The following is a 19,438-nucleotide window of genomic DNA, read 5'->3' as shown; positions in this document are numbered from 1 at the left end:
CCTCTGGAGGGGGGCACCGGGGCCGCCACCTTCGCGGGTGACGCCGGGACGCGGCCCGTCAGCCGACGGCGGCCAGGTCGGTCAGCCGGGCCAGCGAGTCCTCCAGGTCGGCGCCGACCCGACGCAGGCCGAGCCGGAGCAGGGCGGCCTTGACCGGGCCGGCCGGCCAGCGCACGACGATGAGCCGGACGACCGTGCCACCCTCCTGTTCGTCGGGTGTGAGCTGGACGTATATCTCGGTGCGCGCCTCCGCTCGGGCACCGGCGCCCTTGGCGCGTTCGCGCCAGCCGATCAGGGTCGGCTCCTGATAGGCGATCACTTCAGCCTCATGCGCGGCTCCGCGTCCGGCCTGGACCAGCTGCCGCCGACCGAAGCCCTCCCCCGAGAGGACCTCGGCCGCACGGACCCCGGCCAGCCAGGCCGGCAACTGCTCGGCCCGCTGCACCACGTCCCAGACCGCTTCCACCGGCGCCGCCACGTGCGCGCTGCGTTCCACGAGGATCATTTCCGTCTTCCTCCAGTGAGGACATCCCACGATATTCGGCACTCTATGCGCAAAAACGGACGTATATGGACGGGTTCGTAAAAGACACGCCGAAAGGTATTGCCCCTGGCCGCTCGGGAGCCTATGGCGCACGGTCTCGCCGCCCCCTAGAGTTCCGAGCACATTTCGCGTTAGAGCGACCGGGAGGGCGTATGTCGACCGCACCGATGCCCGAGTTCCCCACCGGCTTCCGGTGGGGCGTCTCCACCTCCGCGTACCAGATCGAGGGCGCCGCCGGCACCGACGGACGGGGACCGTCCATCTGGGACACCTTCGCCCACACGCCCGGCCGGATCGTCGACGGCAGCACCGGCGACGTGGCCTGCGACCACTACCACCGGTACGCCGAGGACGTCGCCCTGATGGCCGGGCTGGGCGTCGGCGCGTACCGCTTCTCGATCGCCTGGCCCCGGGTGCTGCCCGGCGGCACCGGTGCGGTCAACTCCGCGGGGCTGGACTTCTACGAGCGGCTGGTCGACGAACTGCTCGCGCACGGCATCGATCCGGTCGCCACCCTCTTCCACTGGGACCTGCCCCTGTCGCTGGAGGACGCCGGAGGCTGGCTGAATCGGGACACCGCGCACCGCTTCGCCGAGTACGCCGACCTGGTGGCCGCCCGCCTCGGCGACCGGGTCCGGCTCTGGATCACCCTCAACGAACCGTTCATCCACATGAGCCTCGGGCACGCCACCGGTGTCCACGCCCCCGGCCGAATGCTGCTCTTCGACGCCTTCCCGGTCGCCCACCACCAGCTGCTCGGCCACGGCCTCGCGGTCGCCGCACTGCGCGCCCGCAGCACCAGCCCGGTGGCCATCGCCAACAACTACTCTCCGGTACGCGTCGTCGGCGCCGACCCGGCCGATGCCGCCGCGGCGGCGACCTACGACGCCCTGCACAACCACCTCTTCACCGACCCGCTGCTCGGTCGCGGGTACCCGGCGCAGCTGGGCTTCGACACCGCCGTGGTCCGCGACGGCGACCTGGAGGTGATCGCCGCGCCGATCGACGTGCTCGGCGTCAACTACTACAACCCCACGGCGGTACGCGCCCCCGAGGAGGGCTCGCCGCTGCCCTTCGAGCTGGTGCCGCTCACCGGCTACCCGCGTACCGCGTTCGACTGGCCGGTGGTACCGGACGGACTGCGCGAGCTGCTCGGCCGGCTGCGTGACCGCTACGGCACGGCGCTGCCGCCGATCCAGGTCACCGAGAGTGGCTGCGCCTACGACGACGCTCCCGACACCGACGGGCAGGTGCCCGACCCGGACCGGATCGCCTACCTCGACGGTCACCTGCGGGCCGTCCGCGGCGCCATCGACGACGGGGTCGACGTGACCGGCTACTTCGTCTGGTCATTTCTGGACAACTGGGAGTGGGCCGAGGGCTTCACCAAGCGATTCGGCCTGGTGCACGTGGACTTCGAGACCGGGCGGCGCACGCCCAAGTCTTCGTACGCCTGGCTGCGTGAGGTGATCGCGACCAACCGGCGGGAACCTCGGTGACCACCGTCGACCCCACCCCGGCCTCGCTGCCGGCCGCGCTCGCCGAGCCGACCGTGCCGGTCCGGCGCGGATGGATCGCGCTGCTGTTCGCCGCCAACCTCGGCGTCTGGATGGCCTTCTTCACCCCGATCCAGGTGCTGCTGCCGCAGCAGATCGGGCAGATCGCACCGACGGACAAGGAGACCATGCTGGCCGTGGTCACCGGCTTCGGCGCCCTCGCGGCGGTGCTCGCCAACCCGCTCGCCGGTGCCCTGTCGGACCGCACCTGCCTGCGCCTGGGCCGGTGGGAGTTCGGTCGCCGGCACGTCTGGACCCTCGGCGGCGCGGTGCTCGGCGCGCTGGCCCTGGTGCTGCTCGCCCAGGCGCGTACCGTCCTCGCGGTGACCGTCGGCTGGGTGGCCGCGCAGGTCTGTTTCAACGCGATGCTGGCCAGCCTGACCGCCGCGGTGCCGGACCGGGTTCCGGTCGCCCAGCGGGGCGGCGTCTCCGGCTGGGTCGGCATCCCGCAGGCGCTGGGACTGGTCCTCGGCGTCGTGCTGGTCACCGTCCTGGTCACCGGCAACACCGCCGGTTACCTGGCCGTGGCCGCCGCCGTCCTGCTGCTCGCCCTGCCGTTCGCCCTGCGCACGGTCGACGATCCGCTGCCCCGCACCCACCGTCCGGCGCTGCGCGGCCTGCTCGCCGGGATGTGGGTCTCACCGCGCCGGTACCCGGACTTCGGCTGGGCCTGGATCACCCGGTTCCTGGTCCAGTTGGGCAACGCCTTCGGCACGCTCTACCTGCTCTACTTCCTCACCGACGAGGTCCGCGTCGCCGACCCCGAGGGCGGGCTGCTGGTGCTGATCCTGCTCTACACCGCCGGGTTGATGGCCACCACGGTCATCGCCGGCCGGCTCTCCGACCGCTCCGGCCGGCGGAAGGTGTTCGTGATCGCCGCGGGCGTGGTGATGGCCGTGGCCGCGCTGCTGCTGGCCGCCGCGCCCACCTGGCCGGTGGCGGTGGTCGCCGCGCTGGTCCTCGGTGCCGGCTACGGGGTGTACCTGTCGGTCGACGCCGCGCTGATCACCCAGGTGCTGCCGAGAGCCACCGACCGCGCCAAGGACCTCGGCGTGATCAACATCGCCAACTCGGCGCCGCAGGTGCTCGGTCCGGCCGTCTCCGCGCCGATCGTGGTGCACCTGGGCGGATACCCGGCGCTGTACGCGACCACCGCGGCGGTGACCCTGCTCGGTAGCGTCCTGGTCCTGAAGATCCGCTCGGTGCCCTGAGGCGCACCCCTTGGCCGAATGCGGTAGCGGGTCGCCGTAGGCTGGAGGTCGTGACGGTACGTGTGCGCTTCGCCCCCTCCCCGACCGGTATGTTCCACGTCGGCGGTGCCCGCTCGGCACTCCAGAACTGGATCTACGCCAGGCAGCAGGGCGGGGTGTTCGTGCTGCGCATCGAGGACACCGACGCGGCCCGTAACTCCCCGGAGTGGACCGAGGGCATCCTGTCCGCGCTGGACTGGATCGGCATCGAACGGGGCAGTTACGAAGGACCCTACTTCCAGTCCTCGTACGCCGCTGAGCACCGGGACGCCGCGCGGCGGCTGTACGAGGCGGGTCGGGCGTACTACTGCGACTGCACCCGCGAGGCGGTGCAGGCCCGCACCGGCAACCAGTACACCGGCTACGACGGCTACTGCCGCGACCGGGGGCTGCCGCCCGGCGACGGCCGGGCGCTGCGCTTCCGCACCCCCGACGAGGGCGCCACCGTGGTGACGGACCTGATCCGGGGCGAGCCGACCTTCGAGAACAAGCTCATCGAGGACTTCGTCATCGCCCGGGGTGACGGCTCGCCGGTTTTCCTGCTGGCCAACGTCGTCGACGACATGACAATGGGCATCACCCACGTGATCCGGGCCGAGGAGCACCTGCCCAACACCCCGAAGCAGCAGTTGCTCTGGGACGCGCTCGGGGTGAAGCCGCCGATCTGGGCGCACGTGCCGGTGGTGGTCAACGAGAAGCGGCAGAAGCTCTCCAAGCGCCGCGACAAGGTCGCCCTGGAGGCGTACCGGGACGAGGGTTATCTCGCCGCGGCGATGCGCAACTATCTGATGCTGCTCGGCTGGGCACCCTCCGGCGACCGGGAGATCGTCCCCTGGTCGGTCATCGAGGACGAGTTCCGGCTGACCGAGGTCAACCCCTCACCGGCGTTCTTCGATGAGAAGAAGCTGCGCGCGTTCAACGGTGAGTACATCCGGGCGCTGCCCGTGGCCGAGTTCGTCGAGGCCTGCCAGCCCTGGCTGACCGGCACCGGCACCATCGCGCCGCCGCCCTGGCAGCCGGCCGAGTTCGACGCGGCCGTGTTCGCCGCGGTGGCCCCGCTGGCGCAGACCCGCATCGCGGTGCTCAGCGAGATCGTGCCGAATGTCGACTTCCTCTTCGTCGACTCACCGCTGATCGACGAGGCGGCCTGGACGAAGGCGATGAAGGAGGGGTCGGCGGAGCTGCTCGACGCCGCCGTCGCCGCCTTCGAGGCGGTCGATTCGTGGGACGCGGAGACGCTCAAGGCAACGCTGGAGGCGGTCGGCGCGGAGCGCGGGCTCAAGCTCGGCAAGGCCCAGGCGCCGGTACGCGTGGCGGTCACCGGTCGTACCGTCGGTCTGCCGCTGTTCGAGTCGCTGGAGGTGCTCGGGCGCGAACGCGCCCTGACCCGGATGCGCGCGGCCCGGGTCCGCCTGGTCTGACCCTCCACGCCGGTGCGCCGGGCCCGGCGCACCGGCCCGCGTGGCTGGGCCGGAAGCGTTCAGCGGCGGCCGGCAGAGCGACGGCGGATCAGCCGGGCAGCGGCCAGGACGGCCAGCAACAGCAGCACCGCGACGGCCGCCCACCACCATCCGCCGCCGGAGGACTCGTCCGACCGGGGCACCGGGCTGACGAGCGCCGGAGTGGTCGGTGCCGGGGTGCTCTCCGCCGTGCCAGGATCCGTCGGATCGGCGGTGGTGGGTGCCGGGGACGGGTCGGCGGGCGTGTCGGTGGTGAGCGTGAACCGCACCTCGCCGGAGATCGGGTGACCGTCGGCGGACATCAGCCGGTAGCCGACGATGTACAGCCCTGCGGCACCCGGCGCGAACGGCACGCTCACCCGGTTGCCGGCGAACCGCGGCTGCCCGCCCGCCGCGTCGACATTGTCCGGCCCGGTGATCGTGACCTTCGTCGTGTCCTCGTCGACCGTGGCCAGGAAGCGCAGCTCCACGCGCTCCGGAGCCTCGGCCACCCGGGCACCCTCGCGAGGGCTGCTGCCGGTCAACTGGTTGTGCGCGGCGGCCGGCACCGCGGGTATCAATAACGACACACCGAACGCCACGCCGAGCACCACTGCCCAGGACCACGACACGCGCGATATCCTGCCCACCATCATGGCCTCCGCAAAGGTAAAATCCGGCCGCTGCATCGCGCCTGGCCGTCGAGCGAGTCGCAATCGCAGATAGTTCCAATTAGTGTTCCATCAGCTGCAACCGATCGGCGTTCCGCGGAGTCTTTGAGTGGGTACCTGTCCTGCGGGCAGGGGCACCACCGTCAGCCTGCCAACGTGTGACCCCTGCAGCACGGCCACCATCGAACGGGGCGAGGAGGCGGCATGGTCCGACGGATGAGGCGATTGACCGGAGCGACGGTGGGTGCGGTGGCGGCGCTGTTGCTGTCGCTCGCCTCCGCCGAGGCGGCCGGGGCGGCACCGAAGACGCCGCCGGCCGGCGTGGACATCACCGGGCACGGGCTCGCCGAGCCGTTGCGGTTGCGTGCCGAAACCCACCCCGCGCATGTCGTCGCCGTCATCGAGCAGGTGAATCACAAGGGCCTGGTCCGCCAGTCCGGTGGCCCGAAGAAGGCCGACCTCGGTCCGAAGTACACGGTCCTGGTGCTGGCCGGCGACGCTCCGAAGCAGACCTACGACCTGTACCCGAAGGCGGTCGGCGGGCCGCGCGTCTACCGCCCCGCCAAGCAGCCCGACCGCAAGGTCAGCGCGGCCTGGTATCTCGGCCGGGTGAGCATGTCCGAGACGCTGCGCACCGCCGGTGTGCCGCTGGAGCGGACCTACGAGGCGGTCAGCGGTGGGGTCGGCGGAGGTGAACGCATCATCCCCGAGGAAGCGCTCAACCCCGCGCAGGACATCAACGAGGCGTTCAGCGAACTGCGCCGCCTGCTCCTGCTGAACGTCGCGGTGGTGCTGGTCATCACCCTCGGACTCGCCGGGATCGCGCTACTGATCCGCCGCCGTACCCACTGAGCCACCGCGCGGTCGAGGTCCGGCCGGCCCGCGAGCACGCCGCCGGCCGGGCTCGCCCTGTCCCTCAGCTCAGCACCAACGACCCGGCGGACGCTCCCGCCGCAGGTTGCGGTGCGCCGGACGAACCGGCCCGTGTCGGTGCGCCCCGGCCCAGCCGGGCAGGTCACTGCGGCACCCACCGGCCGCCGGATCGGTCGGCCCGGCGGTGGCCGGCTCGACGCCGCGCTGACGGGGCACCGGCGACTCGCCGCCGAGCTGCCGGTTGGTCGTGGGATCGTCCTCCGGACGTTCCGGCACGCGACCGGTGACCGGCTCGGCCGGATGGGCCAGGCCGGGCGGCCGGCGGTGATGCTTGGCGAGGGCCGGCTGCTCGTGCGGGCCGGGTCGGCACGGCTCACCCTGGGCACAGCCGTGGTCGGCCTCCCCGTACGCCATCGGCGTCTCCTCACGCTCGCCCTCACCCGCCGGCGCCCACCCGACGTGCCCTGTCACCGTACTGGCCGGTTCTGACCGGCCGCGCAGCGCGTACCGGTCGACCGCCGGTGCCGACGCCTGCCGTCGAGGTCCAGCTCAGCGCATGTCAGGCTAAGCGGGTGAGCGAGTCGGGCGGTACGGACCTGTCGGCCACGCTGCGCCGGATCGAGCGGGCGGCCGGCGCGCTGGCCACCGCGAGCGTGGTCCGGATGGACGAGACCCTGCCCTGGTTCCGGGAACTACCGGCCGACCAGCGCTCCTGGGTGATGCTGGTGGCCCAGGCCGGTGCCCGCTCCCTGGTCCAGTGGTTGCGCTCCGGGGGCGGGGCCGCCGAGGGCACCCAGGAGGTTTCCGACGAGGTGTTCGCCACCGCGCCGCAGGCGCTGGCCCGCTCGATCACCCTCCAGCAGACCGTCGCCCTGATCAAGGTCACGATCGACGTCGTCGAGGAGCAGGTCGGCGACCTCGCCGCCCCCGGTGAGGAGCCGCAGCTGCGGGAGGCGGTGCTGCGGTACTCCCGGGAGATCGCCTTCGCCGCCGCCCGGGTCTACGCCCGGGCCGCCGAATCGCGCGGTTCCTGGGACGCCCGGTTGCAGGCCCTGCTGGTGGACGCGCTGCTGCGCGGCGACTCGCCGGACGTGCTGGCCAGCCGGGCCGCCGCGCTGGGCTGGACGGATGCGCCGCCGGTGGCGGTGGCGGTCGGTCACTCCCCGGGCGGCGAGGTCGCCGCGGTCCTGCACACCGTCTACCGGCAGGCCCGCCGGATCGGGGTGGAGGTGATCGGCGGGGTGCACGGCGACCGCCTGGTCATCGTGCTCGGTGGGGCGGCGGACCCGGTCGCGGCCACCGGCAAGCTGCTCACCGCCTTCGGCGACGGGCCGGTGGTGGTCGGTCCGGCGGTGCCGAGCCTGGACGAGGCGACCGAGTCGGCGCGGGCGGCGTTGGCCGGATACCGTGCCGCCCCGGCGTGGCCGGCGGCACCACGTCCGGTGCACGCCGGTGACCTGCTGCCCGAGCGGGCTCTGGCCGGCGACGCCGAGGCCCGCCGGCGGCTGCGCCACGACGTGTACGCGGTGCTGGTCCGCGCCGGCGGTGAGCTGCTGGAGACGCTGGACGCCTTCTTCGCCGCCGGTGGCACGCTGGAGAGCGCCGCGCGGGCGCTGTACGTGCACCCGAACACCGTGCGCTACCGGCTGCGGCGGATCTCCGAGGTGACCGGCTTCAGCCCGCTGGCCCCCCGGGACGCGTTCGCGCTGCGGGTCGCGCTGACCGTCGGCCGGCTCGACCCGGTGGTACCGACCCAGACATTGGCCCCACCGGTCAGTAAAAGATCACAGCATGGTGATGACCAGCGTCAGTCTTTGTAGGATCCCTCCAACTGTCCTAGTGCGGTTTGGTGCCAGCCGGCACAGCGCAACCCATGGGTATCCAGGAGAGTCATAGACGTGCTCGCCGTACTCTGCCCCGGCCAGGGTTCCCAGAAACCCGGCTTTCTGACCCCCTGGCTCGACCTGCCCGACGCCGAGTCCCGACTGCGCTCGTGGTCCGAGCTGGCCGGCGTCGACCTGGTGCACCTGGGCACCACCGCCGACGCCGACGAGATCCGGGACACCGCCCGCACCCAGCCGCTGCTGGTCGCCGCGGCACTGCTCGCCGCCGAGCACCTGCCGATGCGCCAGGTCGCGGTGACCGCGGGACACAGCGTCGGTGAGCTCGGCGCGGCGGCGCTGGCCGGGGCGCTGCCGGCGGAGGCGGCGATCACCCTCGCCGGCGTACGTGGCCGGGAGATGGCCGCCGCCTGCGCGCTGGAGCCGACCGGCATGGCCGCGGTGCTCGGTGGCGACCCGGACGAGGTGCTCGCCGCGATCAGCGCGCACGGGCTGCACCCCGCCAACCGCAACGGCAAGGGCCAGGTCGTCGCCGCCGGTGCGCTCGACGGGTTGGAGAAGTTGGCCGCCGAGCCCCCGCAGCGGGTCCGGGTCGTCCGGTTGCAGGTGGCCGGTGCCTTCCACACCCCGTACATGGCTCCGGCGGAGACGGCGCTGGCCGCCGTCGCCGCCGGGACCACCCCGAACGACCCGGACCGCATCCTGCTGTCCAACCTCGACGGGATGGCCGTCGACACCGGCCGGGAGTTGCTCGACCGACTGGTCCGGCAGGTCACCGCCCCGGTCCGCTGGGATCTCTGCATGGCCACTCTCGCCCGCCTCGGGGTGACCGGCGTGCTCGAGCTGCCGCCCGCCGGCACGCTCGCCGGCCTGGTCAAGCGGGAACTCGCCGGTGCGAACGCACCGGAGATCGTCACCGTGAAGACCCCGGACGACCTGCCCGCCGCCCGGGATCTCATCGCCCGGCACGGCACGGTCGACGAAACCAGTACGCACATGTCTCGCGACGACAACCACGCTGGGGAGGCCTCGTCATGACGGGCAGCCGGATCCTGTCCCTCGGGCACTACCAGCCGTCCCGGGTGGTGACCAACGACGAGATCGCCCAGCTGGTGGAGACCAACGACGAGTGGATCCGCGACCGGGTCGGCATCGCGACCCGCCGGATCGCCGGTGACGAGACGGTCGCCGACATGGCCGCGGCCGCCGCCGACAAGGCGCTGGCGAACTCCGGCCTGACCGCCGCCGACATCGACCTGGTCGTGGTGGCCACCTGCACCTCGATCGACCGCAGCCCGAACGTGGCCTGCCGGGTCGCCGCCAAGCTGGGGATCAACGCCCCGGGGGCGTACGACGTCAACACCGCGTGCTCCGGTTTCGCGTACGCGCTGGGCACGGTCGACCACGCGATCCGTGCCGGTGCGTCCCGCAACGCTTTGGTGATCGGTGCGGAGAAGCTGTCCGACTTCACCGACTGGACCGACCGCTCCACCTGCATCATCTTCGGTGACGGCGCGGGCGCGGCCGTGGTCACCGCCGCCGCGGAGGACGAGCCGGCGGGTGTCGGCCCGGTGGTCTGGGGCTCCGTGCCGGAGCGCGGCGACGCGGTGCGCATCGAGGGTTGGCGGCCGTACGTCGCCCAGGAGGGGCAGACGGTGTTCCGCTGGGCCACCACGGCGCTGGCCCCGCTGGCCCTGCAGGCGTGCGAACGCGCCGGTGTCGACCCGTCGGAGCTGGCCGCCTTCGTCCCGCACCAGGCCAACGCGCGGATCATCGACGGCATCGCGAAGCGGCTGAACATCGGCCAGGCGATCATCGCCAAGGACATCGTCGAGTCCGGCAACACCTCCGCGGCCAGCATCCCGCTGGCCCTGTCCAAGCTGGTGGAGCGCCGCGAGGTGCCCTCCGGCGCCCCGGTGCTGCTGTTCGGCTTCGGCGGCGGCCTCACCTATGCCGGTCAGGTCGTCCGCTGCCCCTGATACCCCCACGGCGCGCGGCGCCGAGGAGCGACGGGTGGCGTCGCCGCCCCGTCGAGAGAACCCGATGAGAGGAACCCACCGCAATGACCCGTGACGAGATCACCGCCGGCCTCGCCGAGATCCTCGAAGAGGTTGCCGGGGTGAACCCGGACGACGTGGCCGAGGGGAAGTCCTTCACCGACGACCTGGACGTCGACTCGCTCTCCATGGTGGAGGTCGTGGTCGCCGCCGAGGAGAAGTTCGGCGTCAAGATCCCTGACAACGAGGTGCAGAACCTCAAGACCGTCGGGGACGCCGTCAGCTACATCGAGGCGCAGTCCTGATCATGAGTCGCATCGACGTCGTCGTCACCGGGCTCGGCGCGACCACCCCGCTGGGCGGGGACGTCGCGTCGACCTGGGACGCCATGCTCGCTGGCCGCTCCGGGGTGAGTTCGCTCGCCCAGGAGTGGTCCGCGCAACTGCCGGTCCGGATCGCCGCCCAGCTCGCGGTCGATCCGGCCGGTCTGCTGGACCGGGTGAAGCTACGCCGGCTGGACCGCTCCGAGGCGATCGCCCTGATCGCCGCCCACCAGGCCTGGTCGGACGCCGGCCTGGCCGATTCCGGGCTCGACCCGGAGCGGCTCGGCGTCAGCGTCGGCTCGGGCATCGGCGGGGCGCTGACCCTGCTCGCCCAGGACGACGTGCTGGAGGCGTCCGGTCCCCGGCGGGTCTCCCCGCACACCATCCCGATGCTGATGCCGAACGGCCCGGCCGCCTGGGTCGGCCTGGAGTTGGGCGCCCGCGCCGGGGTGCATTCCGTGGCCAGTGCCTGCGCGACCGGCGCGGAGGCGATCGCGCTCGGCCTGGACATGATCCGTGCCGGCCGCGCCGACGTGGTGGTGGCCGGCGGCACCGAGGCGGTGATCCACCCGCTGCCGATCGCCGGTTTCTCCTCGATGCGCGCGATGTCGACCCGCAACGACGAGCCGGAGCGGGCCTCCCGCCCGTGGGACAAGGGCCGTGACGGCTTCGTGCTCGGCGAGGGTGCCGGCGTCATCGTGCTGGAGCGGGCCGACCACGCCGCCGCCCGGGGCGCCCGGGTGTACGCGCGGCTCGCCGGCGCGGGCATCACCTCCGACGGCTTCGACATCGTCCAGCCGCACCCGGAGGGTGCCGGCGCGATCCGGGCGATCGCGAAGGCGATCTCCGACGCGGACGTGGCGAAGTCCGACATCGTCCACGTCAACGCGCACGCCACCTCGACCCCGGTGGGCGACATCGCGGAGATCACGGCGTTGCGAGCCGCGCTGGGCGACCACCCGGTGCTCACCGCCACCAAGTCCATGTCCGGTCACCTGCTCGGCGCGGCCGGGGCGCTGGAGTCGATCGCCACCATCCTGGCGATCCGCGACGGGGTGGTGCCGCCGACGATCAACCTGGACGACCCGGACGACGGTCTCACCCTGGACGTGGCGGCCAACAAGGCGCGGCACATGGACGTGCCCGCCGCGCTCAACAACTCGTTCGGCTTCGGCGGCCACAACGTGGCGCTGGTCTTCACCCGCCCCTGAGCCGACTTGAGTGTCGGGAAACGCCGTGACCTGCGGCGTTTCCCGACACTCCGGGACCGGCGGCACGACGACTTGACGCCCGCCCGCCACCCCGCTTTGCTGGCTCCCTTGTCGATCAATGACGGGGGTTGGGGACGTGGGACGACTGACCATCGCGGCGGCGACGCTGACCATCGGGCTGCTCGGTGGCTGCGGCGGCACCGGGGAGGATGCCGGCGGCGCGACCGGCGAGCCATGGCACGACGAGGTGACCGCCGCGGCGTCCGTGGACATGGTCGGCGGCGGAGCGCCCTGCCCGCTGCCGGTCACCTTCGGGCTGGCCGACGGCTGGGCGGCCGAGCCGATCGAGACTCCGGCGGCCAGCGACGAGTTGGGTGACATCGTGGCGGAGGCGCTGACCCGTCGTGGCGGTTCGACAGTGCGCTGCGAGCTGGACGGTCGTGCGGTGGTGCCGGGTTTCCTGCGGGTCTGGACGGCCGACGACGCCGGCACGCCGGCGCGACAGGCGCTGGAGGCGTTCGTCACCGCCGAGCCGGAGTCGAGCGGGCCGCAGTACCGCCAGACCCGCACCGGCGACCTCGACGTGGTGGAGGCGACCTGGCTCAGCCGGCGGGCGCTCACCGACTCCGACGTGCGGGAGTGGGCGCTGGCCGTGACGGTGGCCGACCGGACGGTGCTTGTCGAAGCGAGCAGCACCAGCCTCGGTGAGCCGGTCGACGTGCTGCCCGCGTACCGGCTGGTCCGCGACACCCTCGTCGCGACGCCCTGACCCGGGGTCAGTCCGCGCAGGTGGTGGTGGGCAGCCCCGGCACCTTGACCGGGGCGCGGCCCGCCGGGCGGGTCTTGCCGGCGAGAACGTCGGCGAGCGCGGTCATCGATGCCCGGCTGGACGAGTAGGTGGCCAGCAGGGTGGCCGATTTCGCCTTGGCGAGCACGTACGGGGTGTCCATGGCGACGGTGACGGCCGCGCCGGTCCGCAGGTCCTGCGCGCCGTCGCCGTAGCCGACCAGATGCACCACGGTGCCGCCCTTGGGCACCACCTGCACGCCGGCCTTGGTCAGTGCCTTGGTCAGCGCCGCCCGGGTGTGCGCCCGCCCGCCAGACGAGGTGACGGTCACCGGACCACGGACGCCCGTGGTGTCGCACCGGCCGCGCAGCACGGTCACCGCCCCGGCAGCCAACGCCTCGGCCGCTTCGCGGTGTGCCGGTGCACCAAGCGTGGACAACGCCGGTGTGGGTGTGTCGCCCAGGGTGAACTTCATGGTCAGTACGCGGGTGGCCGCCTCGACCAGCCGGCTGCGCGGCAGCGTGCCGTCGCGCAGCGCGGTCAGCAGCCCCTCGTACGCCTGCCCGACGTGCGGGGGCATGAGGATCAGGTCGTTGCCGGCCTTCAGCGCCCGCACCGCCGCCTCGCCCGGCGGGAAGCGACGGGCCGGCGCCATGTTCATACCGTCGGTGATCACCACACCCGCAAAGCCGAGTTCCCCGCGCAGCACCTCGGTGAGCAGCTTGTACGAGAAGGTGGCGGCCACGCCCGGGTCGATCGAGCGCACGTCGAGGTGGGCCGACATCACGGCCAACGCGCCGGCCTCGATGCCGGCGGTGAACGGCGGCCACGCCTCGGCCGCCAGCTCGCCCCGGGACTGCGGGAGCCGGGGCAGGTCCGTGTGGGAGTCGACGGCGCTGTGCCCGTGCCCCGGGAAGTGCTTGAGGGTGGCGGCCACCCCGGCGGACTGCAGTCCGCGTACCGCGCCGCCGACCTGGTCGGCCGCCCGCTGGGGATCCGAACCGAAGGACCGGGATCCGATCACGGCGCTGCGGGTCACCAGCACGTCGGCGACCGGCGCGAAGTCCACGTTGATGCCCATGGCGGTCAGTTCGGTGCCGGCGGCACGCCAGGCGGCCTCGGTCAGGTCCGGGTCACCGGCGGCGCCGGCACCGAGCGCGCTGGGCAGCATGGTGACCCCGTCGGTGATCCGGGTGACCACGCCGTACTCCTGGTCGGTGCCGATCAGGAAGGGCGCCGTGCCGGCGGGCAGCCGCCCGGCGGCCTCGCGCAATCCGGTGGTCAGGTTGCGGACCTGCTTCGGATCGTCGACGTTCGTGGTCTCCTGGTTGCCCTGGGTGGGGTCGTCCGCGCTGAAACCCACCAGGATCAGCCCACCGAGGCGGTACTTCTCGATCATCTCGGCGGGCGTGTCCACCCCGGCCAGTGCCCGGTTGCCGGCCGCCGAACCGGCCGACACCTTCGTCGCGTGGTCGCCGTAGGCGTACGGCATCAGCACCTGGCCGACCAGGTCCTCGTCGGCGAGTTCGCCGACCAGGGTCGCGGCCAGGGTGGCCGGATCCTCTGGCGGGGTGCTCGACGGCGGCGCGGGCTGCGGGGCCGTTGTCGAGGCAGGGCCCGCCGAGGGTTGTTGACCGGCCCCGGAACAGCCGGCGACGAGCAGCGCGGTCACCAGGCCGAGCGCGGCGGCGACGCGCCGAGGGGTAGTCGACACGCGGACCATCCCACCAGTTCACCGCGTACCGGGCAACTTGACCGCTGCTCGCGCCCCGGTCAGCCCACCCGGGTGAGCAGGGTCACCGGTGCACCGTCGCCGGCGTGGCGGTACGGCTCCAGTTCGGCGTCCCACGCGGTGCCGAGTGCCTTGTCGAGGGCGTGCGCCAGGGCCTCCGGCGCCCGCGCGCCCGCCATGATGCTGCGCAGCCGGTCCTCGCCGAGTTGGATGTCCCCGGCGGCGCCCACGGTCGCCCGGAACAGGCCGCGGCCCGGCACGTGCATGAAGCGCTCACCGTCGACGCCCGGGCTGGGCTCCTCGGTGACCTCGAAACGGATCATGGGCCACTGCCGGAGGGCAGCGGCCAGTTCGGCGCCCGTTCCCGGGCGACCGGACCACCCGCACTCGGCCCGGCGGGCGCCGGGATCGACGGGCTGGGCCGTCCACTGCAGGTTGACCGGCGCGGCGAGGACGCGCGCGATCGCCCACTCGACGTGCGAGCACACGGCGAGCGGGGTCGAGTGGACGTATACGACGCCACGCGTTGGCACGGTGACCTCCCGGAGTGCGAGGTGCGTCTTCCCCTACGACCTCGCCCGATCCGGGCTTGTGGAACACATGATGACTGCTGTGACGGATGGTACGCCAGGGAATCGGAAAATCCGCCGCCCGGAATACCCGGACAGGTGACCGGGGTTCCACCTCCTGACGCCGCGATGACCAGCCGGCATCGTGGGTCGTGTACAGTTCCATCGGCGGCCTGTGCCGCGTAAGCCTCCGCGGGTCTCGCCTTGACGGCGCCCGCACCAGCCCCCGGACGTTCCGTCCTCCGTACGTCTTGCAAGGAGTACCTCCGTGGCGAGCAACACCTCTAAGACCGCGCGCGCGTCAGTCCGGGCCGGCCAGGCTGGCCAGGGTGGCGCCCTCAGCGTGCTGGGCGAGTTCAAGTACCTCATCCCGCTCAACGGCGGCAAGCACGCCTACGTGCGGAACCTCACCAACGGCAAGACGGCGCACCTGCGCACCGACTCCGAGGCCTTCGTCGAGGAGATCCGGGTGCTGGCCGCCGCCGGCCACGCCGCCAAGATCCGCGCCGAGATCAACGGTCTCAACGCCGCCCACCCGGGCGACGGCTGGGACGCCACCGAGAAGCGCCTGGTCGAGGCCGGCGTCTTCGAGGCCTGATCGGCCGAGGGCGCGCCGCGCCCGCTCCGTACCACCTGTGAACGCCCGTCGGGTCCCCCCGGCGGGCGTTCGCCGTCTCATGCCCGTTCCGGCGGGTCCAGCAGGGCCACCTCACCGGTGGCGAGGTCGTAGACGGCTCCGGTGACGGCGAGCCGGCCGGCGGCGACCGGCGGCGTCAGCCTGGGGTCGGCGCGCAGCGCGGCCACGGTACGGACCACATGCCGGCGGACGGCGAGCGGCAGCAGGTCCTTCTCGTCCAGCCCCACCTCGGTGACCGCCGGCACGATCCGGTCGACCAGATGGGCCAGCGCGCCGGCCGGACGCCGACCGGTGCGCAGGGAGTCGATGGTCGCCTGCACCGCCCCGCACCGCTCGTGACCCAGCACCATCACCAGCGGTACGCCCAGCACCTCGACCACGTACTCGATCGAGCCCAGCACCGCCCGATCCAGCACGTGCGCCCCGGTACGGATGACACAGATCGAGCCGAAGGTCTGGTCGAAGATCGCCTCCAACGGCACCCGCGAGTCGATGCAGCCCAGCACCACGGCGTACGGCTGCTGGTCGCCCGAGGCGGTCGCGGCCGCCGCGGTCACGTCGTGACCGTGCACCGGTTGCCCGCTGACGAACCGCCGGTTGCCGGCGAGCAGCTCGGTCAGGGCCGCGCGCGGTGTGCCCCCGCGGGCCTGGCCGGCGAGCGCGGAGCCGGCGGGGTTGCCACCCGTGGTTGCCATGCCTCTCAGCCTGGCCGGGTCGTCGCCCCGCCGAGAGCCGATCGACGAGATCTTCTCAACACCCCGGTTGGCGTGTTGTCATGACGGGTAGCCGGTGTTACCACCGGGTATCCCCGGTGTTACGCGATCGTGCGCCGTGGGGAGGTGGCGATGCCGGAGCCGACCGAGGTACGGCTGGGCGACGACGTACGCCTGCACGTGGAAACCGCCGGCCCGACCGACGCCGAGGTTACCGCCGTGCTGCTGCACGGCTGGACCCTGGACGGACGCAGTTGGCACCGGCAGCTGGCCGCCGTCCGCGAGGCGTTCGGCTCGGTCCGGGTGGTCACTTACGACGCGCGTGGGCACGGCCGGTCCAGCTGCATGGCCCTGCCCACGGCCACCCTGGCCCAACTCGGTGACGACCTGGCCGCGGTGCTGGACACGGTGGCGCCCACCGGCCCGGTGGTGCTGGTCGGCCACTCGATGGGCGGCATGACGATCATGGAGTACGCGCACCGTCACCCGGACCACTTCTCCCGACGCACCGCCGGACTGGTCTTCGTTTCCACCACCGCCGAGGGCCACACCCACACCGTCTACGGTCTTTCGCCCCGGATCGCCCGGATCATCCGGTTGGCCGAGACCACCGGAGCGGGAGTCCTCGCCCGCTGCGGCGCCTGGCGACCACCTCGGGCACTGCTGCGGGCGCTGCGCCCGAGCATCCGGTGGATGCTCTTCGGGGACCGCTGCGATCCCACGGACATTCGACTGGTCACCTCGGCCGTGGCCCGCGCCTCGCTGCGGTCGATCGGCGGGTTCCGGGCCTCCATCGGCACCCAGCACCGGCTGGACACGCTCACCGCCCTGGCTCACCTGCCGGCCGCGGCGCTGGTCGGCGACCGGGACCGGCTCACCCCGCCGCCGTGCGCGGAGTCGATCGCCGCCGCGCTGCCGGCCACCGACCTGACCGTCTGCCCCGGTGCCGGACACATGCTGATGATGGAGCGGCCCGAGGAGGTGAACGCCGCCCTGGCCGGCGTGTTGCGCCGGGTCCTGGATGATCTCCCGGCCGGACGGCGCGTCTCCGGCTGACCGCCGACCACCTCGGCCGAGGTGCCCTTCCGGCCAGGTCGAACGCGGGGCGTAATCTCGTGCGGTTGGCCGGGCGGCGTCACGAGGAGAGCGAGCGGTGGATCAGAGCACCCTGGATCAGGAGATCGCCGCCGAGCAACGGCATCTCGACCGGGTGTACGCGCGACTGGCCGAGCTGCGCCGATCCGCCGTCCGCGCGGAGCGGGAGGGCTATCGGCTCGCCCGGGTCGGCAACTTCGGTGCGCTCGTCGAGCGGGACGCGATGGTCTTCCACGCCGCGCAGCGACGCCACCTGCTCGATGCCGAGTACGAGGGGCTGGTCTTCGGCCGCCTCGACCTGCGTGACGGGCAGACCCTGTACGTCGGGCGACTCGGTATTCGCGACGAGGACGCCACCACCCTGGTGGTGGACTGGCGGGCCCCGGCCGCCGCCGCCTTTTACCAGGCGACGCCGGCCGAGCCGCTCGGCGTCGTCCGGCGCCGCACGATCCAGTCCAGCCGCGAGCGGGTCACCCGGATCGAGGACGACCTGCTGGACCCGGACGCCGCCCCACCGGACATGCCGGTGGTCGGCGACGGCGCGCTGCTGGCCACCCTGTCCCGGACCACCGGTCGCGGCATGCGGGACATCGTGGCCACCATCCAGCGCGAGCAGGACGAGGCGATCCGCTCCCCCGGCTCGGGCGTCACGATCGTCTCCGGTGGCCCGGGCACCGGCAAGACGGCGGTGGCGCTGCATCGCGCGGCATACCTGCTCTACACCGACCGCAGCCGGTACGCCGGGGGCGGCATCCTGGTGATCGGCCCCTCCTCGGTCTTCGTCGAGTACATCGCCTCGGTGCTGCCGTCGCTTGGTGAGGACACCGCCACCCTGCACTCGCTGGGCACCCTGTTCCCCGGGGTGGTGGCCACCCGCACCGACCCGCCCGAGGTGGCGGCGGTCAAGGGTTCGCTGCGGATGCGCCGGGTGCTGGAACGGGCCGCCCGGGACGCGGTGCCCGACGCCCCGCCCGAGCTGCGCCTGCTGTACCGGGGCACGCTGCTGCGGCTGGAGCGGGCCGAGCTGGACGCCATCCGGGAGCGGGCGCTGCCTCGTGGCGCCCGCCGCAACGAGGTGCGTCGGGCCGGCTTCGACGGCGTGCTCGCCGCGCTCTGGGCGCAGGCCCGCCGGCTGGGCATCGCCGGGTTGCCCGAGCAGCGCGCCTTCGAGGACGAGCTGATCGACCGGACCGATTTCCGCGACTTCCTGAAGGCGTGGTGGCCCCGGCTGCATCCGCGGCACGTGCTCGCCTGGTTGGCCGATCCGCAGCGGTTGCGCCGGTACGGCGCGGGACTGCTCTCCGGCGCCGAGATCCGGCTGCTCGGCTCGGCCTACCGGGGGTTGGCCACGGATGGTCTGACCGTCGCCGACGTCGCGCTGCTGGACGAGCTGGACGCGCTGCTCGGCAAGCCGATGCGCGCTGCCCGCCGGAAGCGGGACCCGTTCCAGTTGGCCGGTGGGGTACGCGAGCTGAGCACGTTCGCCGACCGGCAGCGGGCCGCCCGGCAGGCCGCCCGGGAGCGCCCCGAGGATTACCGCGACTACGCCCACCTGGTGGTCGACGAGTCCCAGGACGTCTCACCGATGCAGTGGCGGATGGTGGGCCGGCGCGGCCGGTTGGCGTCCTGGACGGTGGTGGGCGACCCGGCGCAGACCGCGTGGACGGGGGATCCGCAGGAGTTGGCCCGGGCCCGCGACCAGGCGCTGGGGCGCCGTCGTCGGCACCGCTTCACGCTCACCACGAACTACCGCAACTCGGCCGAGATCTTCGCGGTGGCGGCGGCCGAGATCCGGCGGGCGTACCCCGATCTCGCGCTGCCCACCGCGGTCCGCTCCACCGGGATCGATCCGGTGCGGCTCGTGGTGCCGGCGCCCGAGTTGGAGACCACCGTCGTGACGGCCGCCAGCGCCCTGCTCGGCGAGGTGGAGGGCACCGTCGGGGTGATCACGCCGGTGCCGCGACGGGACCAGGTCGCGGCCTGGCTGGGAGCCCATGGCGGCGATCGGTTGCAGGTGGTGACCAGCCTGGAGGCCAAGGGCATGGAGTACGACGGGGTGGTGCTGGTCGCCCCGGCGGAGATCCGGGCGGAGCCCGGCGCCGGTGTCCGTACTCTCTACGTCGCGCTGTCCCGGGCCACCCAGCGGTTGACCACCGTCGAGGCGACCGGTTGAGATCGCGAGCCGACGATTGCACTCATA

General features: G+C 72.9%; 19 protein-coding genes. 13 read left to right on the top strand and 6 right to left on the bottom strand.

Annotation, left to right across the window (positions count from 1 at the left end; genetic code table 11):
- Positions 1 to 58: 58 nt before the first annotated feature.
- Complete coding sequence (locus O3597_RS04510; RefSeq protein WP_093401307.1) at positions 59 to 505, bottom strand: SRPBCC family protein; 447 nt, start codon at positions 503 to 505, stop codon at positions 59 to 61.
- A gap of 191 nt (positions 506 to 696) precedes the next feature.
- Here O3597_RS04510 and O3597_RS04505 point away from each other — a divergent pair, with 191 nt between their 5' ends.
- From O3597_RS04505 to gltX, 3 genes are read left to right on the top strand one after another with little or no spacing between them, the layout of a single operon-like run.
- Positions 697 to 2,043 (top strand): GH1 family beta-glucosidase, encoded by a 1,347-nt coding sequence (locus tag O3597_RS04505; RefSeq protein WP_281603320.1) that lies wholly within the window; start codon positions 697 to 699, stop codon positions 2,041 to 2,043.
- Positions 2,040 to 3,311: an MFS transporter gene (locus O3597_RS04500; RefSeq protein ID WP_164449328.1), complete on the top strand. Its 1,272-nt coding sequence runs from the start codon at positions 2,040 to 2,042 to the stop codon at positions 3,309 to 3,311. Before O3597_RS04505 ends, O3597_RS04500 begins: the two co-directional genes overlap by 4 nt.
- A gap of 50 nt (positions 3,312 to 3,361) precedes the next feature.
- Positions 3,362 to 4,771, top strand: a complete 1,410-nt coding sequence (gene gltX / locus O3597_RS04495; RefSeq protein WP_281603319.1) for a glutamate--tRNA ligase — start codon at positions 3,362 to 3,364, stop codon at positions 4,769 to 4,771.
- A gap of 59 nt (positions 4,772 to 4,830) precedes the next feature.
- Here gltX and O3597_RS04490 read toward each other — a convergent pair whose 3' ends face one another.
- Positions 4,831 to 5,421: a copper resistance CopC family protein gene (locus O3597_RS04490; RefSeq protein WP_281603318.1), complete on the bottom strand. Its 591-nt coding sequence runs from the start codon at positions 5,419 to 5,421 to the stop codon at positions 4,831 to 4,833.
- Between the two features lie 243 nt (positions 5,422 to 5,664).
- On the opposite strand from O3597_RS04490, the gene O3597_RS04485 reads away from it, so the two are divergent.
- Positions 5,665 to 6,312 (top strand): hypothetical protein, encoded by a 648-nt coding sequence (locus tag O3597_RS04485; RefSeq protein WP_281603317.1) that lies wholly within the window; start codon positions 5,665 to 5,667, stop codon positions 6,310 to 6,312.
- A 69-nt stretch (positions 6,313 to 6,381) separates the two neighbouring features.
- On the opposite strand, the gene O3597_RS04480 is transcribed toward O3597_RS04485, so the two are convergent.
- Positions 6,382 to 6,747 carry a hypothetical protein gene (locus tag O3597_RS04480; RefSeq protein WP_164449332.1) on the bottom strand — a complete coding sequence of 122 codons (366 nt, stop codon included), beginning with the start codon at positions 6,745 to 6,747 and terminating at the stop codon, positions 6,382 to 6,384.
- A 71-nt stretch (positions 6,748 to 6,818) separates the two neighbouring features.
- Between O3597_RS04480 and O3597_RS04475 the strand changes: the two genes are divergently transcribed.
- From O3597_RS04475 to O3597_RS04450, 6 genes are all read left to right on the top strand, one after another.
- Positions 6,819 to 8,153 carry a helix-turn-helix domain-containing protein gene (locus O3597_RS04475; RefSeq protein ID WP_281604473.1) on the top strand — a complete coding sequence of 445 codons (1,335 nt, stop codon included), beginning with the start codon at positions 6,819 to 6,821 and terminating at the stop codon, positions 8,151 to 8,153.
- A gap of 78 nt (positions 8,154 to 8,231) precedes the next feature.
- Positions 8,232 to 9,212, top strand: a complete 981-nt coding sequence (locus tag O3597_RS04470; RefSeq protein ID WP_281603316.1) for an ACP S-malonyltransferase — start codon at positions 8,232 to 8,234, stop codon at positions 9,210 to 9,212.
- On the top strand, positions 9,209 to 10,153 hold the full coding sequence (locus O3597_RS04465) for a beta-ketoacyl-ACP synthase III (protein ID WP_281603315.1): 945 nt from the start codon (positions 9,209 to 9,211) through the stop codon (positions 10,151 to 10,153). The genes O3597_RS04470 and O3597_RS04465 overlap by 4 nt, the downstream gene beginning before the upstream one ends.
- A gap of 83 nt (positions 10,154 to 10,236) precedes the next feature.
- On the top strand, positions 10,237 to 10,476 hold the full coding sequence (locus O3597_RS04460; protein WP_007072348.1) for an acyl carrier protein: 240 nt from the start codon (positions 10,237 to 10,239) through the stop codon (positions 10,474 to 10,476).
- A 2-nt stretch (positions 10,477 to 10,478) separates the two neighbouring features.
- Positions 10,479 to 11,705: a beta-ketoacyl-ACP synthase II gene (fabF, locus tag O3597_RS04455; protein ID WP_164449335.1), complete on the top strand. Its 1,227-nt coding sequence runs from the start codon at positions 10,479 to 10,481 to the stop codon at positions 11,703 to 11,705.
- 136 nt (positions 11,706 to 11,841) lie between these two features.
- Positions 11,842 to 12,474 carry a lipoprotein gene (locus O3597_RS04450; RefSeq protein WP_281603314.1) on the top strand — a complete coding sequence of 211 codons (633 nt, stop codon included), beginning with the start codon at positions 11,842 to 11,844 and terminating at the stop codon, positions 12,472 to 12,474.
- Positions 12,475 to 12,481: 7 nt separating this feature from the next.
- Here O3597_RS04450 and O3597_RS04445 read toward each other — a convergent pair whose 3' ends face one another.
- Together O3597_RS04445 and O3597_RS04440 are read right to left on the bottom strand one after the other, a co-directional pair.
- Entirely contained in the window at positions 12,482 to 14,215 is a 1,734-nt protein-coding gene (locus O3597_RS04445) for a glycoside hydrolase family 3 N-terminal domain-containing protein (protein WP_281603313.1), read from the bottom strand.
- 50 nt (positions 14,216 to 14,265) lie between these two features.
- Positions 14,266 to 14,757, bottom strand: a complete 492-nt coding sequence (locus O3597_RS04440; RefSeq protein WP_164449338.1) for a DUF3145 domain-containing protein — start codon at positions 14,755 to 14,757, stop codon at positions 14,266 to 14,268.
- 304 nt (positions 14,758 to 15,061) lie between these two features.
- Here O3597_RS04440 and O3597_RS04435 point away from each other — a divergent pair, with 304 nt between their 5' ends.
- On the top strand, positions 15,062 to 15,391 hold the full coding sequence (locus O3597_RS04435) for a hypothetical protein (protein ID WP_111245442.1): 330 nt from the start codon (positions 15,062 to 15,064) through the stop codon (positions 15,389 to 15,391).
- A gap of 77 nt (positions 15,392 to 15,468) precedes the next feature.
- Here the strand turns inward: O3597_RS04435 and O3597_RS04430 are convergent, their stop codons facing one another.
- Positions 15,469 to 16,125, bottom strand: a complete 657-nt coding sequence (locus O3597_RS04430) for a carbonic anhydrase (protein ID WP_281603312.1) — start codon at positions 16,123 to 16,125, stop codon at positions 15,469 to 15,471.
- 150 nt (positions 16,126 to 16,275) lie between these two features.
- Here O3597_RS04430 and O3597_RS04425 point away from each other — a divergent pair, with 150 nt between their 5' ends.
- Together O3597_RS04425 and O3597_RS04420 are read left to right on the top strand one after the other, a co-directional pair.
- Positions 16,276 to 17,199, top strand: a complete 924-nt coding sequence (locus tag O3597_RS04425) for an alpha/beta hydrolase (protein WP_164449339.1) — start codon at positions 16,276 to 16,278, stop codon at positions 17,197 to 17,199.
- 97 nt (positions 17,200 to 17,296) lie between these two features.
- Positions 17,297 to 19,411, top strand: a complete 2,115-nt coding sequence (locus O3597_RS04420; protein ID WP_281603311.1) for an AAA family ATPase — start codon at positions 17,297 to 17,299, stop codon at positions 19,409 to 19,411.
- The last annotated feature ends 27 nt before the right edge of the window (positions 19,412 to 19,438 follow it).

The sequence above is a fragment of the Verrucosispora sp. WMMA2044 genome (genome assembly GCF_027497155.1).
In the GTDB taxonomy this organism is placed as follows: Bacteria; Actinomycetota; Actinomycetes; order Mycobacteriales; family Micromonosporaceae; genus Micromonospora; species Micromonospora palythoicola.
The sequence above is the reverse complement of the archived record's forward strand: the minus strand, read 5'-3'. Positions and strand labels throughout refer to the sequence as shown.

Excerpts from the sequence above, each read along its gene's own strand:
- O3597_RS04510 (WP_093401307.1), bottom strand. The coding sequence starts at position 505 with ATGATCCTCGTGGAACGCAGCGCGCACGTGGCGGCGCCGGTGGAAGCG.
- O3597_RS04505 (WP_281603320.1), top strand. The coding sequence starts at position 697 with ATGTCGACCGCACCGATGCCCGAGTTCCCCACCGGCTTCCGGTGGGGC.
- O3597_RS04485 (WP_281603317.1), top strand. The coding sequence starts at position 5,665 with ATGGTCCGACGGATGAGGCGATTGACCGGAGCGACGGTGGGTGCGGTG.
- O3597_RS04480 (WP_164449332.1), bottom strand. The coding sequence starts at position 6,747 with ATGGCGTACGGGGAGGCCGACCACGGCTGTGCCCAGGGTGAGCCGTGC.
- O3597_RS04465 (WP_281603315.1), top strand. The coding sequence starts at position 9,209 with ATGACGGGCAGCCGGATCCTGTCCCTCGGGCACTACCAGCCGTCCCGG.
- O3597_RS04460 (WP_007072348.1), top strand. The coding sequence starts at position 10,237 with ATGACCCGTGACGAGATCACCGCCGGCCTCGCCGAGATCCTCGAAGAG.
- fabF (WP_164449335.1), top strand. The coding sequence starts at position 10,479 with ATGAGTCGCATCGACGTCGTCGTCACCGGGCTCGGCGCGACCACCCCG.
- O3597_RS04445 (WP_281603313.1), bottom strand. The coding sequence starts at position 14,215 with ATGGTCCGCGTGTCGACTACCCCTCGGCGCGTCGCCGCCGCGCTCGGC.
- O3597_RS04430 (WP_281603312.1), bottom strand. The coding sequence starts at position 16,125 with ATGGCAACCACGGGTGGCAACCCCGCCGGCTCCGCGCTCGCCGGCCAG.
- O3597_RS04425 (WP_164449339.1), top strand. The coding sequence starts at position 16,276 with ATGCCGGAGCCGACCGAGGTACGGCTGGGCGACGACGTACGCCTGCAC.